The organism is Micromonospora sp. NPDC050695 (genome assembly GCF_040654415.1).
In the GTDB taxonomy this organism is placed as follows: Bacteria; Actinomycetota; Actinomycetes; order Mycobacteriales; family Micromonosporaceae; genus Micromonospora.
On sequence record NZ_JBFAHZ010000059.1, the window covers coordinates 13,702 to 32,960 of the forward strand.

The following is a 19,259-nucleotide window of genomic DNA, read 5'->3' on the forward strand; positions in this document are numbered from 1 at the left end:
AGCCCCGGGCTGTCGTCAACAAAGGTTGACAGAGCGCCGCTGTCAACGTATGTTGACGGCATGAGTCAGGCAACGGAACTCGCGGCGGCAGCCGGCAGCACCGACCCCCGGGTCGGGCTGCGCGCCGTCCGCGCGCTGCGCCGGCTGCTCGAGCGGCTCGAGGTCGTCCAGGTGGACAACGCCCGCCGACAGGGCTGGTCCTGGCAGGAGATCGCCGACGTGCTCGAAGTCAGTCGGCAGGCAGTGCACAAGAAGCACGCCGGGCGACCGGCGGTCAACTCATCCTGGGAGGCGTGATGTTCGAACGATTCACCGACCGGGCGCGTGGCGTGGTGCGGCGGGCACTGGAGGAGGCGCGGGTCGAGGGGCAACGCCCCGTCGGCACCGAGCACCTGCTGCTCGCCCTGCTCGACGACGAGGCCGGCCTGGCCAGCCGCGTGCTGAGCGACGCCGGGGTGCGCGCCGACGACCTGCGCGAGCGGGTCCGCCGGCACACCGCCAGCGGTGGCGCCGGCCTCGGCGACGCGGACGCGGCCGCCCTGCGGGAGATCGGCATCGACCTGGCCGCGATCGTGGCCCGCATCGAACAGTCCTTCGGCCCGGACGCGCTCCGCGAGGCCGTGCCGGCGCCGCGCCGCCGCTGGGGTCGCAAGCGGTACCTCGGCGGCCCCTTCTCACCCCGGTCCAAGAAGGCCCTGGAGCTGTCCCTGCGGGAGGCGTTGCGCCTGCGTCACAAGCACATCGGCACCGAGCACATCCTGCTGGGCGTGCTCCGCGAGGGCAACGGGCTGGGCGCGCAGGTGCTCACCGAGTCCGGTGTCGACCTCGACGATCTGCGCCGACGGGTGGAGACCGCGCTGCGGACCGCCGCGTGACGGGCGCCCACGCGTTGAAACCTGTCTGTGGCACTTCCGACGCCGGCCGGTCATCGGGTCGCTGAAGCCGGCCGGGTGCTGCACACTGGCGCCGTGGATGCTGGACAGGACAGACGGCCCGCCGGCGGCGACGGTGGGCTGCGCTCCGCCGTGGTGGTCAACCCGGTGAAGGTCGACGATCTCGACGAGCTGCGACGCACCGTCGACGGCGCCCTGACGGCGGCCGGCTGGCCGGCGCCGCAGTGGTACGAGACGACCGCCGAGGACCCGGGCCGCGGCCAGACCGAGCAGGCCGTCAAGGACGGCGTCGACCTGGTCTTCGCCTGCGGCGGGGACGGCACCGTGATGTCCTGCGTCAGCGGGCTGGTCGGCACCGACGTGGCCCTCGCCGTGCTGCCACAGGGTACCGGCAACCTGCTCGCCGCCAACCTGGGGCTCTCCACCGACCTGGCCGCCGGCCTGCAGGTCGCCATCGAGCGAGGGCGGCGGCTGCTCGACGTCGGCGCCGTCGAGCACAATTACTTCACCGTCATGGCCGGCATGGGCTTCGACGCCCAGATGCTCGAGGCCACCAACGAGACCACCAAGGCCCGTATCGGCTGGCCCGCGTACGTGGTGGGCGCCGCCCGGCACCTACGCGACCGGCCGATGCGGGTGCAGATCCGCATCGACGACCGGCCACCGGTGCGCCGCCGCGCCCGCTCCGTCCTGATCGCCAACGTGGGCCGCCTCCAGGGCGGCGTGACCCTGCTGACCGAGGCCGAGCCGGACGACGGCTGGCTCGACGTCGCGGTGCTCACCCCGCGCAACCTGCGGCACTGGCTCGCGCTCGGCTGGGCGTTGGTCCGCCGCAGCGGCCAGGTGCCGAAGATGGAGGTGTTCCGCGGCCGAAAGGTGGTCGTCACCAGCAACCGGGATCAGCCGCGGGAGCTCGACGGTGACCTCATCTCCCCGGGCCGGCAGCTGCGGGCGGACATCCGACCGCAGGCGCTGTGGCTGTGCGTCCCCCAGCCCGAGGGCGCCCCCGACCTGGCCGTCGACGCGCAGGGCGCCGGGGAGCGGGGCGAGCAGCTGATCGAGGAAGCGCGCCGTGAGTAGCACCCGCATCGTGCCGGAGACCCGGCTGATGGCCGACGCCGAGCTGTCCGCCGACGACGCCTGGCACACACTGCGCCGGCAGGGCGGCTGGCCCCTGCTGCGCGACGCCTTCATCCGGTTCCGCTACGGCGACGGCTTCAGCCACGCCCGGGCGTTCGCGCTGCAACTCTGCCTCGCCGTGGTGCCGTTCCTGATCGCCCTCACCGGCCTGATCAGCGAGCTGGGTGTCGAGGAGGGCGGCCAGGTGGTCGCCGACACCGTGCTGGCGCTCACCCCCGGCCAGAGCGCGCAGGTCGTCGCCGAGCTGCTCGGCGAGGGCGAACGCGTCGAGGACGCGGGGGAGCTGGCACTCACCCTCGGTCTGCTCACCGGCCTGGTCGCGCTGACCACCACGATGGCCCAGATCGAGCGGGGCGCCAACCGCATCTACGGCGTCGAACGCGACCGCCCCGCCTTGTGGAAGTACCTGCGTGCCGCCGTGCTGGCCGTCACCGCCGGCCTGCCCGCGCTCGCCGGCTTCCTCATCCTCGTCGGCGGCGGCGCGATGGGCGACTCGGTGCACAAGCACTACGAGTGGGGCGACGTCGCCCACGGCGTCTGGGACGTGATCCGCCTCCCGCTGAGCCTCGGGCTGACCGTGCTCGCCGTGGCCGTGCTGTTCCGGCACGCGCCCCGCCGCCGGCAACCCGGCCTGTCCTGGCTGCTGTTCGGCGCGGGCATCGCCACCGTCCTGTGGTGGCTGGCCAGCCTCCTGCTCGCCGCGTACGTGCGGTTCAGCGACGGCTTCGGGCAGACCTACGGCGCGCTGACCGGCATGATGGCGCTGCTGCTCTGGGCCAACCTGACCGGCATGGCCCTCTTCGGTGGGCTGGCCTTCGCCGCCCAGCTGGAGGCGCTGCGCATCGGCGTGCAGGAGCCCGCCCAACCGGACCTGTGGGAGCCCGACGCCGACCGCGTCGAACTGCTCGACACCGGGGACATGACCGCGCTGTAGCGGCGTGTCGCGTGTACGCGCGACGCGGATCGGGTACTGCGCCTCGCCAGAGCCGACAAGGGAGGTGCGGGGTGACCGCGGTCAAAGAGGTGGCGCGGCGTCCGATCGGTCATTTCGCCGAACGGAGCATCGCTGGTCTGGTGGCCGTCACCGGCGCCGGGGTGGCCTTCGGGCTGCTGTTGCTGCTCGTCCGGGTGCGGTGGAGCCCGCTGCAGGACGCCGACCACGCGGTCGCCGAATGGTTCAACGGGCTCGTCGCCCCGCACCACGCACTCGTCACCGTGCTCCAGGCGGTGACCGATCTGGGCGGCCGGCCGATCCTCATCTGGCTGGTCACCATCGCCGTCGTCGGGCTGCTGATCCGGCGGCAGCCCCGACTGGCCGTCTACCTGATCATCACCGGGGTCGGTGGGCTGATCCTCGACCCGTCGCTCAAGACGCTGGTCGGCCGGCTCCGCCCGGTCGTGGACGTGCCGATCGCCAGCGCGCCCGGCAACAGCTTCCCCAGCGGGCACGCGCTCGGCTCGTTCGTCGCGTACGGGGCGCTGCTGCTGGTGTTCCTCCCGGCGATGGCACCACGCTGGCGAAAGCCGGCGATCGTCGGCGTCGGCGTGCTGGTGGCGCTGATCGGCCTGACCCGGATCGCGCTGGGCGTGCACTTCATCTCCGACGTGCTCGCCGGTTGGCTGCTCGGCGCGGCCTGGCTGGGCGTCACCGCGTACGCCTTCCGGCTGTGGCGGCGCGAGCGGGGTCGGCCGGTGCCGCCGCTGAGCGAGGGCCTGGAGCCGGAGGCAGGGTACGACATCGCCCCCGCCCCGGCCGAGGAACACGTGCTGGCCCACCCCCGCTCGGCGGTGGCCGAGCTGCTGGTCGGCTGGGTTCTCGTGTTCGGTGCGCTGTACGGCTTCGGCATGTACGTCAGCTACCACGCCAAGGGCACCTTCTTCGCCACCCTCGACACGGAGGTGCCGCGCTGGTTCGCCGAGCGGCACACCGAGGTGCTGACCGAGGTGAGCTGGTGGTGGAGCAAGTTCGGCGACACCCACGCCATCCTGATCATCTCGCTGGTGTTCTGCCCGCTGGTGCTGGCGGTGTGGCGGCGCTGGCGGCCGGTGCTGTTCGTGGCGCTGGCGATGGTCGGTGAGCTGACCCTCTTCCTCGTCTCGGCGCGGGCGGTCGACCGGCCGCGCCCGCCGGTGGAGAACCTGGACGGGCAGATGCCCACCTCGTCGTTCCCGTCCGGGCACATCGCGGCGACGATCTGCGTCTGGCTGGCGATCACCCTCATCGTGTTCCCGCGTACCGACCGGTGGTGGCGTTGGATCTTCGTGGCGCTGGCCGTGATCATGCCGGTCGGTGTCGCCACGTCCCGCATGTACCGGGGGATGCACCACCCGACGGACTTCATGGGCGCGATCCTGCTCTCCGCGCTGTGGATCGGTCTGCTCTACCTGATCATCCGTCCGAACGCCGACCTCAAGGAGGGCAACCAGCCGGCCATCGAGTCGGAGGACGTGGACACCCTCGACGACGAGCTGGCGCGGGCCGGCCGGGCCGACTGAGCGACGCACCGTGCTGCGGGTGATGACCTGGAACATCCGTACCGGCGGCCGCGACCGTGGCGGCTCGGAGCGGCTGGATCAGGTGGTCGAGGTCGTCGCCGAGCAGGCGCCGGACGTGCTGGCCCTGCAGGAGCTGCGCGGCTTCGACCGCGGCGGGCTGATGGCCGAGGTGGCGGGCCGGGTGGGGATGAGCCCCCACCTGGCCCGGTCCTGCTTCGGGCAGCCGGTGGCGGTGCTGGTCCGACCGCCGTACCAGGTCATCGAGGCGGGGTCGCTGCGCCGGCCGTTCCACCACGCCGCCGCCCGGGTCGTGGTGGACACCTCGGACGGCCCGCTCACCGTGCTCGGCACCCACCTCTACCCGTACTCCGGGGGTCGGCGGCGGATGGAGGTCGACTGGCTGGCCGCCGCGGTGCGACGCGCGCCCGGGGCGCTGACGCTGGTCGCCGGTGACCTCAACTCGCTCGACCCGACCGTCGACCACACCGAGCGGCTGGCCGGGCTGCCCACCCTCTACCGGCGGCGGCACCTGCGCCGGGCCGGTGGCGGCGTGGACACCCGCGCGATCGCCCGGTTGCTCGCCGCCGGCCTGGTCGACCTCTGGCCGTCGTCCAACAGCGGAGCACCGGAGGCCGACGGACTCACCGTGCCCACCCGGTTCGGCGGGGCCGAGTTCGCCGGGATGCGGCTGGACTATCTGCTCGCCACCCCCGCGGTGGCGCAGCGGGTCCGCGACTGCCGGGTGATCCGTGGCGGAGCGGCGGACACGGCCTCCGACCACTATCCGTTGCTCACCGAGCTGGATCTGACCGCCCGCTGACCCCGGCTCAGAGCACGAGGTTGAGCAGGACGGTGAGCACGACCGAGGCCACGATCGAGAAGAGGATCATCAGGAGGCAGCCGAGGCCACCGCCGAGCGGGCGGATCTCCGTGTTGCCGAAGCGCATGACGTTCACCTGTCCGTGAGTGCGTTCACAGTTGCCGCAGCCGGGGCAGCAGTTGCTCCTGCGCCCAGTCCAGGAACATCGGCTGGGTCTCCCCACCGACCTGGACGATCGCCACGTGGGTGAAGCCGGCGTCGACGAACCTGCGGAACGCCTCGACGTGCGCGTCCACGTCCGGGCCGCAGGGGATGCCCTCGGCGACGTCGTCCTCGCGAACGAACTGGGTGGCGGCGGCAAAGGACTCCGGGCCGGGCAGGTCGGCGTTGACCTTCCAGCCCAGCCCGAACCAGCGGAACTGGTCGTGCACGATCTTGCGGCACTCCGCCTCGTCCGGGCCGTAGCAGATGGCCACCTGGCCGTAGCGGGGTTGACCAGCGCCACCGGCGTCGTCGTACATCTCGATGATGCGTCGGTCGGGCTCGGTGGAGATGATGCCGTTGCCGTACTCGGCGGCCAGCGTCGCGGACTGCCGACCGGAAGCCGCGACGGCCATCGGCACCGGCCGCTCGGGGCGGTCCCAGACGTAGGCGTCGGGCACGTCGAAGTGGTTGCCGGAGAAGGTCAACGTCTCGCCGTTGAGCAGCGGCCGGATGATCTGCAACGCCTCCTCGAACATCTCGTGCCGCTGCTGCACGTGCGGCCAGCCGCCGACGACGTGCTCGTTGAGGTTCTCACCCGCGCCGAGGCCGAGGGTGAAGCGGCCGTCGGAGAGCGCCCCGACCGTGCTGGCCTTCTGCGCGACCACGGCCGGGTGGTAGCGGCGGATCGGGCAGGTCACGAACGACATCAGCTCGGCGCCGGAGGTGGCGTGCGCGACCGCGCCGAGCACCGACCAGGCGTACGGGGAGTGGCCCTGGGAGTCCAGCCAGGGGTAGTAGTGGTCGGACATCACCAGCTGGTCGAAGCCGGCCGCCTCGGCCCGGACCGCGTGGTCGACCAACTGCTTGGGACCGGCCTGTTCGCACATCAGGGTGTAGCCGACGCTGACCATCCTGGTTTCCCTTCCACCGACGGATCGTTCCCGAGATACCCAGGCTGGCCGCCGTCAACCCTCCCGTCCGGTTCGCGGCCGGCGGTGCTTGACGGATGACGGCGACCTGCCTACCGTCGCTCTTAACCGGTTAAGACCCGGTTGTGGCGCACATCCTGTGGTGGGGATGACCGCCCCGTGACGGCCCGCGTTCGCGTGGGCCGTCACGGCTGTCTGCGGCCCCCGTGCAGCCACTGAACCGGTTGCGCCGATCAATCCATCGTCCTACGCTGATGCCTGCGCCATCGGGAGCCGGGTGGCGGCTGCCGGGCTGCAGCCGTCCTTCCCCTGTCACGTCCCACCCCTGTCGGGCACCGGGGGTCCTCCCTGAGGAAGGCCATGAAGACTCGTCTTTCCGCCGCTGGCGCGGCGCTGCTCGCGCTGCTCGTCGCGGTGCTGGCGTTCGGCCAGCCGGCGCGCGCCGCGGCTGGTTTCACCGTCGCCGACGGCAGGTTGTACGACGCCAACGGCACCGAATTCATCATGCGCGGGGTCAACCACGCGCACACCTGGTATCCGCAGCAGACCGGCTCGTTCGCCGACGTGAAGGCGCTCGGCGCGAACACCGTACGGGTGGTGCTCTCCAGCGGCGACCGGTGGACCCGCAACACCAACGCCGACGTCGCGAACGTCATCTCGCTGTGCAAGGCCAACCGGTTGATCTGCGTGCTCGAGGTGCACGACACCACGGGGTACGGCGAGCAGAGCGGCGCGATCACCCTCGCCCGGGCGGTCGACTACTGGATCAGTCTGGCCGACGTCCTCGCCGGCCAGGAGAAGTACGTCATCGTCAACATCGGCAACGAGCCGTACGGCAACCAGAACTACGGTACGTGGACCACCGACAACTCCGCCGCGATCAAACGGCTGCGCACCGCCGGGCTGACACACACGATCATGGTGGATGCGCCCAACTGGGGTCAGGATTGGTCGTTCACGATGCGCGACAACGCCGCCTCGGTCTTCGCCGCCGATCCGGCCCGCAACACGGTCTTCTCCATCCACATGTACGGGGTGTTCGACACCGCCGCGGAGATCAGCGATTATTTGGGCCGCTTCCGTGCCGCGAGGCTGCCCATCGTGGTCGGTGAGTTCGGTTTCAACCACTCCGACGGCGACCCGGACGAGGACACCATCCTCGCCTACAGCCAGGCCAACGGGATCGGCTGGCTGGGCTGGTCGTGGAGCGGCAACGGCGGCGGCGTCGAGTATCTCGACCTGGCCACCTCCTTCAACCCGGCCAGCCTGACCACCTGGGGTCAGCGGCTCTTCAACGGCGCCAACGGCATCCGGCAGACCGCCCGGGAGGCCAGCGTCTTCGGCGGCACCCCGCCGCCCACCACGCCCCCGCCCACGACGCCTCCACCCACCACGCCTCCACCCACCACGCCTCCACCCACGGGTGGCTGCACGGCGGCGTACACGGTGGTCAACCAGTGGCAGGGCGGCTTCCAGGGTGAGGTGCGGGTGACCGCCGGCGCCAGCGCCATCACGGGCTGGACCGCGCGGTGGACCTTCGCCAACGGCCAGAGCGTCAGCCAGTCCTGGAACGCGACGCTGACCAGCAGCGGAGCCGCGGTGACCGCGCGCAACGTGGACTACAACGGCCGACTCGCGGCCGGAGCCAGTGTCAGCTTCGGCTTCATCGGCGGCTGGACCGGCAGCAACACCAAGCCGGAGGTGAGCTGCACCCCGAGCTGAACGACGGGTTGGTGGCCGGGCACACCCGGCCACCAGCGCCTGCCGTCGTTCAGTGTTCTCCGACCAGGTTCACGATGACCACCCCAGCAATGATCAACGCGATGCCGGTGAGTTTCACCAGCCCGACCGACTCGCCCAGGAACACCGCCCCGATCGCGACGATCGCGGCGGTGCCCAGACCCGACCAGAGGGCGTACGCGACACCGACCGGTATCTCCTTGACGGCCTGGGCCAGCAGGAGGAACGCCAACGCGTAGCCGGTGAGGCATCCCAGCGTCGGCCAGAGGCGGGTGAACCCGGCGGTGCTCTTGATCAGGCTGGTCGCCAGCACCTCGGCGACGATGGCGATCCCCAGCAGCACGTACGCCATACGCCCCTCGGCCTTCGTGGTCGGTGAAACCGTCGGTGCCCAGGCTAGTGCCGTCGCCCGAAGCCGACCCGCACCACGGCGAACCGTCCGCGCAGGCCCGACGTGTGTCATCCGGCCCCTGTGGAGTTGATGCCGCAAACGAATCGGATCCGTCCCGGCCTAGGCCCTCACGGGGGCGCGTAGTGGGTGATTCGTCTACGGCATCAACGTCAAAGGCAGCCCGCACACCTACCCCGGACCCCGGCCGAAAAAATTCTCAGCCGATCGCGGTGACCTCCAGGACCAGGCTCTGCTCCGGGTGCAAGGCGGGCAGCTGCACGCCCAGCCGGGCCAGCGCCGCCCCGGTGAGCGTGACGCCGGCAGCCAGCCAGGTCGGCGCGGACCGGTCGATGGTCGCCGGCACCGGCACGTCCGCCACCGGCCGTACCCGGTAACGCCGGGCCGGGTCGAGGCCGGGCAGTCGTACCGCGCCCGGGGTCTGCGTCACCGACGTGGCCAGCCGCGCCACCGCGTACACCGCTCGGGTTGCGTCGCCCGCGACCACGCCGTGCGCCCAGACGGCCGGGTCCGGATGGTCGACCCGGACCACCCGCCCGGCGTGCAGCAGCGGACGCAGCCGCTTGTGCAGCGCCACCCAGGCGGCCAGTTCGGTCTGCTCGGCGGCGCTGATCGACGCGATGTCCCACTCGATGCCGTGGTGGCCGAACAACGCGGTGGCCGCCCGGAAACCCAGGTCGTGTACGCGGTTCGTGGTGTGCGAGCGCTCCGGACCGATGTGCGTGCCGACCAGCTCCGGTGGCAGCAGCAGCCCGGTCCAGCGTTGGATGCTGAGCCGTTCCAGGGCGTCGTTGCAGTCGCTGGCCCAGACCCGGTCGGTGCGGGCCAGGATGGCCAGGTCCACCCGGGCGCCCCCGGACGAGCAGCTCTCGATCTCCACGCCCGGGTGGCGCCGGCGCAGCTCGTCGAACAGGCGGTAGACCGCCAGGGTCTGCCCGTGCACCCCGGGGCGGCCGTGGTGCCCGGCCTCGGTGAGGTCCCGGTTCTGGTCCCACTTGAGGTAGCTGATGCCGGGATGGTCGCTGAGCAGGGCGTCGAGCCGTTCCAGCAGGTGGTCGTACGCCTCGGGGCGGCCCAGGTCGAGCACCTGCTGGTTGCGCCAGGCCGGTGGCAGCCGGCCCGGTACGGCGAGCAGCCAGTCGGGGTGTGCGCGGAACAGGTCGGAGTCGGGGTTGACCATCTCCGGCTCCACCCAGAGACCGAACTGAAGGCCCCGGCCGGTGACGTGGTCGATGAGCGGTTGCAGGCCGTCCGGCCAGACGCTCTCGTCGACGTACCAGTCGCCGAGCCCGGCGGTGTCGTCGCGCCGGCCGCGGAACCAGCCGTCGTCGAGGACGAACCGTTCCACGCCGATCTGCGCGGCCCGGTCGGCGAGTGCCCGCAACCGGTCCAGGTCGTGGTCGAAGTAGACGGCCTCCCACACGTTGAGGGTTACCGGGCGGGGGGAACGCGGGTGGCCGGGCCGGGCCCGCAGGTGGGAGTGGAGTACGTCGCTGAGCCCGTCCAGCCCGTCGTCGGACCAGACGGCGTAGAGCAGGGGAGTCTCGTACGACTCGCCGGGGCCGAGCCGGACCTCACCGGGTGCCAGCAGCTCGCCACCGCCGAGGGTGGACTCGCCGGTCGGGCGGCGCTCGGCGAACGTGACGTGGTCGCCGCTCCAGGCGGTGTGCACCGCCCAGACCTCGCCGTGGCCGAAACCGAACCCGGCCGTGCCGGCGACCAGCAGCAGGGTGGCGTCGTGTCCGGTACGTCCGTGCCGGCCCTCGCGGACCCAGGCGCCCTGCTGCCACGGGTGCCGCTGCGGGGAGCGTTCCCGACACCAGCGCCCGGTCAGGTCGAGCAGTTCGGTGGCGACCGCCGGCACCGGCAGCACCGGCGTCAACTCCCGCAGCTCGTACGCGCTGTCGCCGTCGTTGCGCAACCGGTGCCGGATGGTCAGCAGGCCGTACGGGTCCAGGGCGATCTCGATGGTCAGGGCCAGCCCGGCGGCCGGGTCCGACGCCCGTACGGTCACCAGCGCCGCAGTGTCGGCGGGCTGGTCGACGTCGAGACCGTCCAGCCGGAACGCGGTGGACCAGTCCCGCCCGTCGCGGTGTCCGGCGAGCCCGGGACGGCCGCTCCAGCCGGCACTGAGTTCCGGCAGCAGGGACAGCACGGTCGGCTCGTCGAAGCTGCTCGGCACCACCGGTGGCACGGTGGCGTCGACGAGGTGGCGCAGGCCGTCGTCGTCGAGGTTGCCGACGTCGCCGCCCCAGTGCACGACCCGGGGCAGCCCCGGGCCGCGCGCGTCGAGCACCAGGCTGGTCCGCGCGCGGCGCAGGTGCAGGATCGTCATCCCTTTGAGGCTCCCAAGGTCAGGCCCCGAACGAAGTGCCGCTGGAGCATAAAGAAGATCACCAGGGTGGGGATCGCGACGAGCACGCTGCCCGCCGAGACCAGGTTGTTGTCGGTGAAGAACTCACCGCGCAGGTTGTTGAGCGAGCTGGTCACCGGGAACTTGTCCCCGGTACGCATCAGGACGGTGGCCCAGAAGAACTCGTTGTAGATCCAGGTCACCTCCAGCGTCGCCAGCGCGGCCAGGGCCGGCCGGCACAGCGGCATGGTGACCTGCCAGTACTGCCGCCAGATGCTCGCCCCGTCGACCATCGCCGCCTCGTACAGGTCGCGGGGCAGCGCCTTCATGTAGTTGCTGAGCACGAAGACGCAGAAACCGCACTGGAAGGCCACGTTGATCAGGATCAGGCCCCAGTAGCTGTCGTAGAGCAGCTCCGAGTCGCTCATGAACTCCGGCAGCGGCACCTCGGTGAACACCCGGAACAGGGGGATGAGCAGCGCCTGCTGGGGCAGCAGGTTGGCCGCCGTGAAGATCCCGAGCAGGACGAGGTTGAGCTTCCAGCTGAACCGGGCGATGACGAACGCCACGCAGGAGGCGAGGAAGAGCGTCAGCAGCACCGCCGGCACGGTGATGTACACCGAGTTGAGGAGGTGCTTGCCGAACTCCGCCGTCCGCCAGGCGGTGACGTAGTTGTCGAAGGTCCAGCCGCCGAACGAGACGTAGCCGTTGGCGGCGGTGTACTCGTACGAGCGCAGTGAGGTCAGCACCGCCCAGGCGATCGGGAAGAGCCAGGCGAGTGAGACGACGATGAGGAAGCCGTGCAGCAGCAGCCGCAGTGGGGTGAGCGTGCGGCGGCGGACCGGGATGTCGGTGCTCATTGCCGGTTCTCCCTCATCACGGTCGCCAGGTAGAGGGTGATGAAGACCAGCGAGACGACCAACATGATCGTCGCCAGTGCCGAGCCGAAGCCGATCCGGCTCGCCTCACCCACCACGTTCTGGGTGACCAGCGCGGAGATCAGCTCCAGCCCGTTGCGGCCCTTGTTCACCACCCAGACCAGGTCGAACGCGCGCAGCGACTCGATCACCGTCACCACCAGCACGATGATGTTGATCGGCCGCAGCACCGGGAAGACGACCCGGAAGAACGTCCGGCTCTCCGAGGCGCCGTCGACCGCCGCGGCCTCCCGCAGGGACGGGTCGACGCCCTTCAGCCCGGCCAGGTAGAGCAGCATGATGTAGCCGACGTGCCGCCAACCGGAGGCGATCATGACCGCCCAGATGTTGACGCTCGAGTCGCCGTACCAGTCGATGTTGCTGCCGAAGACGGCGTTGATCAGGCCCTGGTCGCGGGAGTAGAGCAGCTGCCAGACGAAGCCGATGAGCGCCAGCGAGAGCACCACCGGCAGGTAGAGCGCCGTCTGGTAGAAGCGGCTGCCGCGCAGCTCCTTGTCGAGCAGCACGGCCAGGAACATGCCGAACGGCGTGGCGACCACGAACAGCACCGCCAGCCAGAGCAGGTTGTGCTGGATCGCCGGCACGAACGGCGGGTAGATGTTCACCACGTCGCTGTAGTTGCGCGCGCCGACGAACTCGATCTCGTTGAGTGGGCCGATGCCGTCCCAGTTGGTGCCGGAGAGCAGCACGGTGGCCGCCGCCGGCAGCCAGACGAATCCGGTGACGAGCAGCAACGGGACGAGCACCATCAGCGTGATGACCACGCGGTCGGTGCGGGACAGGAGCCGTAGCCGCCGGCGACGACCACCCGTGGAGGTGGTCGCGGCCGGCGGCGGCACGGCGCGATCCGCTTGGATCAGGGGCAGGTCGGACACGATGTCCTCCCCCTTCCGCCGTCAGTCGGTGAAGATCGACTTCTTCTGGTTCTCGATGGACGTGGTGAGCCCGCCGATGTCCTTGGGGTCCTTGATGAACTGCTGGAGCGCCGGGATGATCACCGTGGAGGCGAAGTCCGGCCGGGTGTCCCGGTCGAGGAACTGGGCGATCTCGGTGGCCGACCCGACCAGCTCGGCGGCCTTCTTCTGCAGCGCGGTGTAGCCGCTGACGTCGGCGCCGGTGTTGGCGACCAGGGTGGCCGGGTCGTTCTTCACGGTGATGTTCGCGGCGTCCTTGCCACCGAAGTACTCCAGCAGCTTGCGGGCGTTGTCCTCGTTCTTGGGCTTGCGGGCCATCATGTAGCCGTCGATCGGCGCGTCGAGCGCCTTGGCGCCGATCGACGGGTCGATCTCGGGGAAGGTGAAGAAGTCGAGGTCGTCCTGCTCCTCGTTGGTGAACTGCTGGCCGACGAAGAGACCGAGCAGGTACATGCCGCTCTTCTTCTGCTGCAACGACTGCGCGGCTTCCTGCCAGGTGCGCCCGAGGCTGTCCGGCTGGTGCAGGGGGAGCAGGCCGGCCCAGGTGTCGAAGACCTTCTTGACCTTGTCGGAGGTCCAGGCCTCCTTGCCGGCCGTCAGGTCGACGTGGAACTGGTAGCCGTTGATCCGCAGGTTGAGGATGTCGAAGGTGCCCATCGCCGGCCAGCCGTCCTTGTCGGCGAACGCGATCGGGGTGAGGCCGTCCTTCTTCATCTGTGCGCCGAGATTGGTGAACTCGGTGATGGTCTTCGGCGGCTGGTAGCCGTACTGCTGCCAGACCGACTTGCGGTAGAAGACCGCCCACGGGTAGTACGACGCCGGCACGAAGTACTGCTTGCCGTCGTCACCGGTGGACGCCTTCTTGAACGCGTCGGAGTAGCCGGAGAGCTTGCCCCACACGTCGCTGATGTCGCTGGCCAGGCCCTTCTGGGCGAAGAAGCGCATCCGGTAGCCGGCGAACCAGGTGAACACGTCGTCCGGCTTGCCCTGCAGGTAGTTGTTGATGTTCTCCTGGAACGTGTTGTGGTCGACCGTGTTCACCGCGACCTGCACACCGGACGAGGTCTTGAACCCGTCGGTGACCTTCGCGACGACGTCCTTGGGCTTCGGGTCGGACTGGTTCGAGCCGAGTGACACGTCCTTGGTGGACCCACCGGATCCGGAGTCGCCGCAGCCGGCGAGCAGGCCGGTGCCGAGCAGCGCGCCGGTGCCGGCGGCGCCGGCCAGCAACGAGCGTCGGTTGATGCCGGCGACGGAGGGCGGTACGAGCCGAGCCAGGTACTCGGCTTGGGAGCGGGGACGGGACATCTGTGCCTCCTGCGGATGAAGAGGTGCTACGCCCAAGGGCCATCAGGGGGTGGTGAAGGCAGGTCCAGCGTCGTGATCACCCATCGGGATCCACCGAGAATCCACATTGGCGAACACGAACGGCCATTGGGGCCTCAAGCTACCCCTCCGCAGGCCGCTGTCAAGAGGGCTGTTCGCCTCCGATAACCCAGTCGTGACACGGCTGTTACGTGGTAAACGTTGGAAAAGAACTGGATGTTGGAACCTGTTGACTTCCGTTGACCCTCCGGTGCACCCTCAGCTGTCATGCGGCGATGGCAGGGTGACAGCATCTTTTTCGGCGGCGACTACAACCCCGAGCAGTGGCCCGAGGAAACCTGGTCCGAGGACATCGAGCTGATGCGCCGGGCCGGGGTCAACCTGGTCTCCGTCGGCATCTTCTCCTGGGCACTGCTGGAGCCCACCCCGGGCCGGTTCGAGTTCGGTTGGCTGGACCGGGTCCTGGACCTCCTGCACGACGGTGGCATCCAGGTCGACCTGGCCACCGCCACCGCCAGCCCGCCACCGTGGCTGGCCCGCGCCCACCCGGAGACCCTGCCCCGCCGGGCCGACGGCACGATCCTCTGGCCGGGCGGCCGGCAGGCGTACTGCCCCAGCTCCCCGGTGTTCCGCGAGCGGTCGCTGGAGCTGGTACGCGCGGTCGCCGGCCGGTACGCCGATCACCCCGCCGTAGTCATGTGGCACGTCTCCAACGAACTGGGCTGCCACAACGTGCACTGCTACTGCGACGTCAGCGCCGAGGCGTTCCGCGGCTGGCTGCGGGAACGCTATGGCGACCTCGACGGGCTCAACGACGCCTGGGGCACCGCCTTCTGGAGCCAGCGCTACGGCGACTGGGCCGAGATCAACCCGCCGCGCACGGTGACGGCCATCGCCAACCCCACCCAGCAGCTGGACTTCCTGCGCTTCTCCTCCGACGAGCAGCGCGCCCAACTGCGTGCCGAACGCGAGCTGCTGAAGACGATGGTCCGCCAGCCGGTGACCACGAACTTCATGGTCGGCATGGACATCAAGCACATGGACTACCACTCCTGGGCCCCCGATGTGGACCTCGTCTCCAACGACCACTACCTGACCGCCGCCGACCCGCAGGCGCAGCTCGGCCTGGCCCTCGCCGCCGACCACACCCGGGGCGTCGCCGGCGGCGACCCGTGGCTGCTGATGGAGCACTCCACCAGCGCGGTCAACTGGCAGCCGCGCAACGTGGCGAAGCTTCCCGGGCAGCTCCGCCGCAACAGCCTGGCGCACGTCGCCCGCGGCGCCGACGGGGTGCTGTTCTTCCAGTGGCGCGCCTCCCGGGCCGGCGCGGAGAAGTTCCACTCCGCGCTGGTGCCGCACGCCGGCCCGGACACCAAGGTCTTCCGCGAGGTCTGCCAGCTCGGTGCGAACCTCAAGGCCCTCGCGGAGGTACGCGGCAGCCGGGTGGACGCCGACGTCGCGATCCTGTTCGACTGGGAGGCGTGGTGGGGGGTCGAGTTGGATTCACACCCCAGCGTCGACGTCACCTACACCGACCGGCTCGCCGCCCTCTACGGCGCGCTGTGGCGAGCCGGCGTGACCGCCGACATCGTCCACCCGTCGGCCGACCTCAGCGGCTACCGCCTCGTTCTGGCACCGACCCTCTACCTGGTCCGCGACGTCGACGCCGAGGCACTGCACCGGTACGTGCAGGCCGGCGGCACCGCCGCGGTCACCTACTTCAGCGGCATCGTCGACGAGAACGACCACATCCGGCTGGGCGGCTACCCGGGCGCGTTCCGCGAGCTGCTCGGCGTACGGACCGAGGAGTTCTTCCCGCTGCGCGAGGGCGAGCAGGTGCGCCTCGACGACGGCAGCGTCGCCGACGTGTGGACCGAATGGCTGCACCCCGACGGCGCGGAGGTGCTGGCGTCGTACACCGATGGGCCCTTGCCGGGCGTCCCGGCGCTGACCCGGCACCGGGTCGGCGCGGGCGCCGCCTGGTACGTCGGCACCCGGCTGGACGAGCCGGCCACCGACCGGCTGGTCGCCCGGCTCGTCGACGAGGCCGGCGTCCGTCCGGCGGCGCCGGCGCCCTCCGGCGTGGAGGTGGTACGGCGGCGCGACGGTGAGAGGACCTGGCTGTTCGTCATCAACCACACCGAGGCGGAGGTACGAATCCCGGCGGCCGGCGTCGAGTTGTTGACCGGGGCGCGGTGTGCCGGTGAGCTGACCGTGCCGGCCGGTGAGGTGGCGGTCGTCCGTGAGGATCGGGTCTGATCCGCACGGCAGTCACGGCGCGAAGGAGGTTCCTCAGATGCTCGCCCAGCAGCGGCAGACCGCGATTCTCGATCTGATCCGCCAGCGTGGCGGCGTGCGGGTGAGTCACCTGGTCAGCCGGTTCGGCGTGTCCGACATGACGATCCGGCGTGACCTGGAGGTGCTGGCCGAACGCGGCCTGGTCGACAAGGTGCACGGCGGCGCGACCCTCGCCGGGCCGGGTTCGGCCGAGGAGCCCGGCTTCGCCGCGAAGTCGATCCGCCAGCAGGAGGAGAAGCGGGCCATCGCCGAGCGGGCGGCGCGCATGGTGGAGCCGGGGATGGCCATCGCGCTGTCCGCCGGCACCACCACGGCCGCGCTGGCCACGCTCCTGTCCGACGTACGCGGGCTGACCGTGGTGACCAACTCGATCCCGGTGGCCGACGCTCTTTATCAGAACCCGCGCGCCGACCAGACCGTCGTGTTGACCGGCGGCATCCGTACCCCGTCCGACGCGCTGACCGGCCCGGTGGCCGAGGCGGCGATCAGCGCGCTCAACGTCGACCTGCTGTTCCTCGGCGTGCACGGGCTCAGCCCACGCACCGGCTTCACCACCCCGAACCTGCTGGAGGCCGGCGTCAACCGCTGCCTCATCGGGGCCGCCCGCCGGCTCGTGGTGCTGGCCGACCACACCAAGTGGGAGACGATCGGCATCGCCACCATCGCCCCACTGGAAGCCGCCGACGTGCTGATCACCGATCGAGGGCTGCCGCCCGAGGCGCGCACCACGATCGGCGAACAGGTCGGCGAGTTGGTCATCGTGGAGCCATGACGCCACTCATCTCGGCCGCCCGGCTTGCCTCCGCTTGCTGAGGTACGGCAACGCGAACAGGTACAGCCCGGTGAACAGGAGCAGGGCAAGGGGGAGGAGTGGCACGTAGGACACCCAGACGATGGGATCGTCCTGCGCCAGCGCGCCCTCTCGCCACCGAACTCGGGCCATGATCCGAACAAGAACAGGGAAACTGGCCCCTCAAGCGTCCTGGAGGCAGCAGTTTCCCGGAAACTGAGCGGATCTTGCCGGGGCGCGCGGGCCTAGGGGTCGTTGTTGAGCTGGCAGGGGCCGGGGTGGTCGGCCGGTAGGGTGCAGCGGCGGCGACCGGGCATGATCCGGTCGCAGAAGACCCAGTGGCGTACGTGCTGCGCGTCCTCGGCCGACACGGTGATGCCGCCCACGTCGACCTGCGGTGTGGAGGCCAGTGCACGGGCGAGCGTCCGCGCCAGGTCCAGTGCCCCGGCCAGGTCGGTGACCGCCACCGGCAGGTGGATGACATGCCAGGGCCGCTCCGTGTACGCCTCGACGGCGAACCGGGGCAACGGCGTGAAAAGCCCGCTGTACTGGTGCTCCCATCCCGGGCTCACGGTTGACGCCGCTCGGACCAGGCGCTCTGCCAGTCGCGCAGCGCCCGCTTCACCCGGGCGTTCTCCTCGCTGAGCCGGGCCACATCGTGGTGCAGCGTCGCCAGGTCGAGCGCGACGCGGTGCAGGAACCGCCGTACCTCCTGGGGGTCCAACCCGCGCCGGCCGAAGCCGACCACGGTGAACTGCCGGTCGCGGACCTGGCTCGGGTGCAGCCGGGCCAGCCGAGCGCCGCCGTGCAGCGTGCCGTCGTAGAGCGTGCCTCGGGTCATTCATCACCTCACGCGTCGTCGACCGATGGGCGGGTCAGGGTCGCGAGGGCGCCCTTCGCCGTGGTAGTTATTCGTCAAGTCGGTTCGGAGCCGGGATTCGCATATCCCGACGCTCTAGTTGAGACCCGACGAGAGCCGGTATGCGACTGCCACTCGCGAGGCCGTCTCTCGTCACCTTCTCGGCTGTTGGCACAGCCGCGGTTGCCGTGTTTGCACCGGGCGTCCCCGGGGGCCGGCGATCACCCTCACCCGCAGGCCACGCTTCCAGTGGCCTCGGTATTGGTGCAACGACACCAACGAAGTTCGTCATGAGGGACGTCATGAGAGGGGACCCATGCTCGGCAGACGTGAATCGTTCGTCCAGACATTGCGCGCACAGTGGCTCGGCCAGCAGATGCGGCAGTTGCGGGAACAGCGCGGCATCACCCTCAAGCAGGCGGGCGAATTCCTGGAGCGGGACTTCTCATCGATCGCCCGTTGGGAGCGTGCCGAGTGGCCGTTCCGCCGGGGGGTCGTCGTGTCGCTGCTCGATCTTTACGGCGAGCATGACGGACGCGAGCGGAGCCGCTTCATTCAGCTCGCCGAAGATGCCTGGCGGACGGATCGGTGGGACGACGACTACGACGAGTTGGTGGATGCCTCCTTCATCGATTTCCCCTGGTTGGAGACGAGGGCTGAGCACATCTGCTCGTGGGATGCATTCCTGATGCCGGGACTGATGCAGACGACGGCCTACGCGGAGGCAGTGATCCGCAACGCGGAGGGCGAGCAGGCAACGGATTTCTCGGTGAGCAAGTGGCTGCAATTGAGGATCGACCGTCAACGTGTGCTAACTCGCGAGCCTGCCGTTCGCGTAACGGCGATCATCGACGAAGGCGTTCTTCGTCGACCGGTCGGAAGCCCTGACGTGATGCGCGGCCAACTGCAACACCTCGCCGAGCTGATGCGGCAGCGGAACATCGACATCCGTGTACTGCCATCGAGGGTCGGCCTGCATGCCGGTCTTGACGGCTCCTTTGTCCTCTTCCGGATGCCCAAGCCGTATCCCGAGGTCGCCTATGCCGAGACCCTGGGGTACGTATTCAGCTTGAGGTAGCCGTGTGAGGTAGCCACGGCCCGGTGGTGAACAGCTGTTTGAGCACGTCGAGGGCGTCCATGCCGTGCTTGG

Annotated in this window: 19 protein-coding genes; 10 read left to right on the forward strand and 9 right to left on the reverse strand. The window is 70.2% G+C overall.

Going from position 1 to position 19,259, the window contains the following annotated elements; translation table 11 throughout:
* Nucleotides 1-60 precede the first annotated feature (60 nt).
* The 6 genes from AB0H52_RS27680 (at nt 61) to AB0H52_RS27705 (ending at nt 5,349) form a co-directional block, all read left to right on the forward strand.
* Complete coding sequence (locus AB0H52_RS27680; protein ID WP_151488855.1) at nt 61-297, forward strand: helix-turn-helix domain-containing protein; 237 nt, start codon at nt 61-63, stop codon at nt 295-297.
* Nucleotides 297-875 (forward strand): Clp protease N-terminal domain-containing protein, encoded by a 579-nt coding sequence (locus AB0H52_RS27685; protein WP_151488880.1) that lies wholly within the window; start codon nt 297-299, stop codon nt 873-875. The genes AB0H52_RS27680 and AB0H52_RS27685 overlap by 1 nt, the downstream gene beginning before the upstream one ends.
* 93 nt (nt 876-968) lie before the next feature.
* Nucleotides 969-1,973 carry a diacylglycerol kinase family protein gene (locus AB0H52_RS27690; RefSeq protein WP_151488854.1) on the forward strand — a complete coding sequence of 335 codons (1,005 nt, stop codon included), beginning with the start codon at nt 969-971 and terminating at the stop codon, nt 1,971-1,973.
* Complete coding sequence (locus tag AB0H52_RS27695) at nt 1,966-2,967, forward strand: YihY/virulence factor BrkB family protein (RefSeq protein ID WP_357951132.1); 1,002 nt, start codon at nt 1,966-1,968, stop codon at nt 2,965-2,967. Before AB0H52_RS27690 ends, AB0H52_RS27695 begins: the two co-directional genes overlap by 8 nt.
* Before the next feature lie 71 nt (nt 2,968-3,038).
* Complete coding sequence (locus AB0H52_RS27700; protein ID WP_151488852.1) at nt 3,039-4,529, forward strand: phosphatase PAP2 family protein; 1,491 nt, start codon at nt 3,039-3,041, stop codon at nt 4,527-4,529.
* A 10-nt stretch (nt 4,530-4,539) separates the two neighbouring features.
* Nucleotides 4,540-5,349 carry an endonuclease/exonuclease/phosphatase family protein gene (locus tag AB0H52_RS27705; RefSeq protein WP_151488851.1) on the forward strand — a complete coding sequence of 270 codons (810 nt, stop codon included), beginning with the start codon at nt 4,540-4,542 and terminating at the stop codon, nt 5,347-5,349.
* A gap of 152 nt (nt 5,350-5,501) precedes the next feature.
* Here the strand turns inward: AB0H52_RS27705 and AB0H52_RS27710 are convergent, their stop codons facing one another.
* The gene (locus AB0H52_RS27710) at nt 5,502-6,464 is read right to left on the reverse strand and encodes a TIGR03557 family F420-dependent LLM class oxidoreductase (protein ID WP_151488850.1); all 963 of its coding nucleotides are present in this window, start codon (nt 6,462-6,464) and stop codon (nt 5,502-5,504) included.
* A 378-nt stretch (nt 6,465-6,842) separates the two neighbouring features.
* Between AB0H52_RS27710 and AB0H52_RS27715 the strand changes: the two genes are divergently transcribed.
* A complete protein-coding gene (locus AB0H52_RS27715; protein WP_357951137.1) occupies nt 6,843-8,204 on the forward strand; it encodes a cellulase family glycosylhydrolase in 1,362 nt (453 codons plus the stop codon).
* A gap of 49 nt (nt 8,205-8,253) precedes the next feature.
* On the opposite strand, the gene AB0H52_RS27720 is transcribed toward AB0H52_RS27715, so the two are convergent.
* From AB0H52_RS27720 to AB0H52_RS27740, 5 genes are all read right to left on the reverse strand, one after another.
* Nucleotides 8,254-8,574: a multidrug efflux SMR transporter gene (locus AB0H52_RS27720; protein WP_151491204.1), complete on the reverse strand. Its 321-nt coding sequence runs from the start codon at nt 8,572-8,574 to the stop codon at nt 8,254-8,256.
* Nucleotides 8,575-8,830: 256 nt separating this feature from the next.
* Nucleotides 8,831-10,966, reverse strand: coding sequence for an alpha-galactosidase (locus tag AB0H52_RS27725; RefSeq protein WP_151491205.1), 2,136 nt, complete (start codon nt 10,964-10,966; stop codon nt 8,831-8,833).
* On the reverse strand, nt 10,963-11,844 hold the full coding sequence (locus AB0H52_RS27730) for a carbohydrate ABC transporter permease (RefSeq protein WP_357951141.1): 882 nt from the start codon (nt 11,842-11,844) through the stop codon (nt 10,963-10,965). The genes AB0H52_RS27725 and AB0H52_RS27730 overlap by 4 nt, the downstream gene beginning before the upstream one ends.
* Nucleotides 11,841-12,797: a sugar ABC transporter permease gene (locus tag AB0H52_RS27735; RefSeq protein ID WP_278123511.1), complete on the reverse strand. Its 957-nt coding sequence runs from the start codon at nt 12,795-12,797 to the stop codon at nt 11,841-11,843. Before AB0H52_RS27735 ends, AB0H52_RS27730 begins: the two co-directional genes overlap by 4 nt.
* Before the next feature lie 21 nt (nt 12,798-12,818).
* Nucleotides 12,819-14,144: an ABC transporter substrate-binding protein gene (locus tag AB0H52_RS27740; protein WP_357951145.1), complete on the reverse strand. Its 1,326-nt coding sequence runs from the start codon at nt 14,142-14,144 to the stop codon at nt 12,819-12,821.
* 285 nt (nt 14,145-14,429) lie between these two features.
* On the opposite strand from AB0H52_RS27740, the gene AB0H52_RS27745 reads away from it, so the two are divergent.
* Nucleotides 14,430-16,421, forward strand: coding sequence for a beta-galactosidase (locus tag AB0H52_RS27745; protein ID WP_357951148.1), 1,992 nt, complete (start codon nt 14,430-14,432; stop codon nt 16,419-16,421).
* Nucleotides 16,422-16,458: 37 nt separating this feature from the next.
* Nucleotides 16,459-17,232, forward strand: a complete 774-nt coding sequence (locus AB0H52_RS27750; RefSeq protein ID WP_151491208.1) for a DeoR/GlpR family DNA-binding transcription regulator — start codon at nt 16,459-16,461, stop codon at nt 17,230-17,232.
* Between the two features lie 6 nt (nt 17,233-17,238).
* On the opposite strand, the gene AB0H52_RS27755 is transcribed toward AB0H52_RS27750, so the two are convergent.
* The 3 genes from AB0H52_RS27755 to AB0H52_RS27765 all read right to left on the reverse strand — a co-directional run bounded on the left by AB0H52_RS27755 (nt 17,239) and on the right by AB0H52_RS27765 (nt 18,091).
* Nucleotides 17,239-17,403, reverse strand: coding sequence for a hypothetical protein (locus AB0H52_RS27755; protein WP_192580367.1), 165 nt, complete (start codon nt 17,401-17,403; stop codon nt 17,239-17,241).
* 92 nt (nt 17,404-17,495) lie between these two features.
* Complete coding sequence (locus AB0H52_RS27760) at nt 17,496-17,777, reverse strand: hypothetical protein (protein WP_151491220.1); 282 nt, start codon at nt 17,775-17,777, stop codon at nt 17,496-17,498.
* Between the two features lie 41 nt (nt 17,778-17,818).
* The gene (locus tag AB0H52_RS27765) at nt 17,819-18,091 is read right to left on the reverse strand and encodes a DivIVA domain-containing protein (protein WP_151491209.1); all 273 of its coding nucleotides are present in this window, start codon (nt 18,089-18,091) and stop codon (nt 17,819-17,821) included.
* 334 nt (nt 18,092-18,425) lie between these two features.
* Between AB0H52_RS27765 and AB0H52_RS27770 the strand changes: the two genes are divergently transcribed.
* Nucleotides 18,426-19,187 carry a helix-turn-helix transcriptional regulator gene (locus tag AB0H52_RS27770; protein WP_357951153.1) on the forward strand — a complete coding sequence of 254 codons (762 nt, stop codon included), beginning with the start codon at nt 18,426-18,428 and terminating at the stop codon, nt 19,185-19,187.
* Nucleotides 19,188-19,259 lie beyond the last annotated feature (72 nt).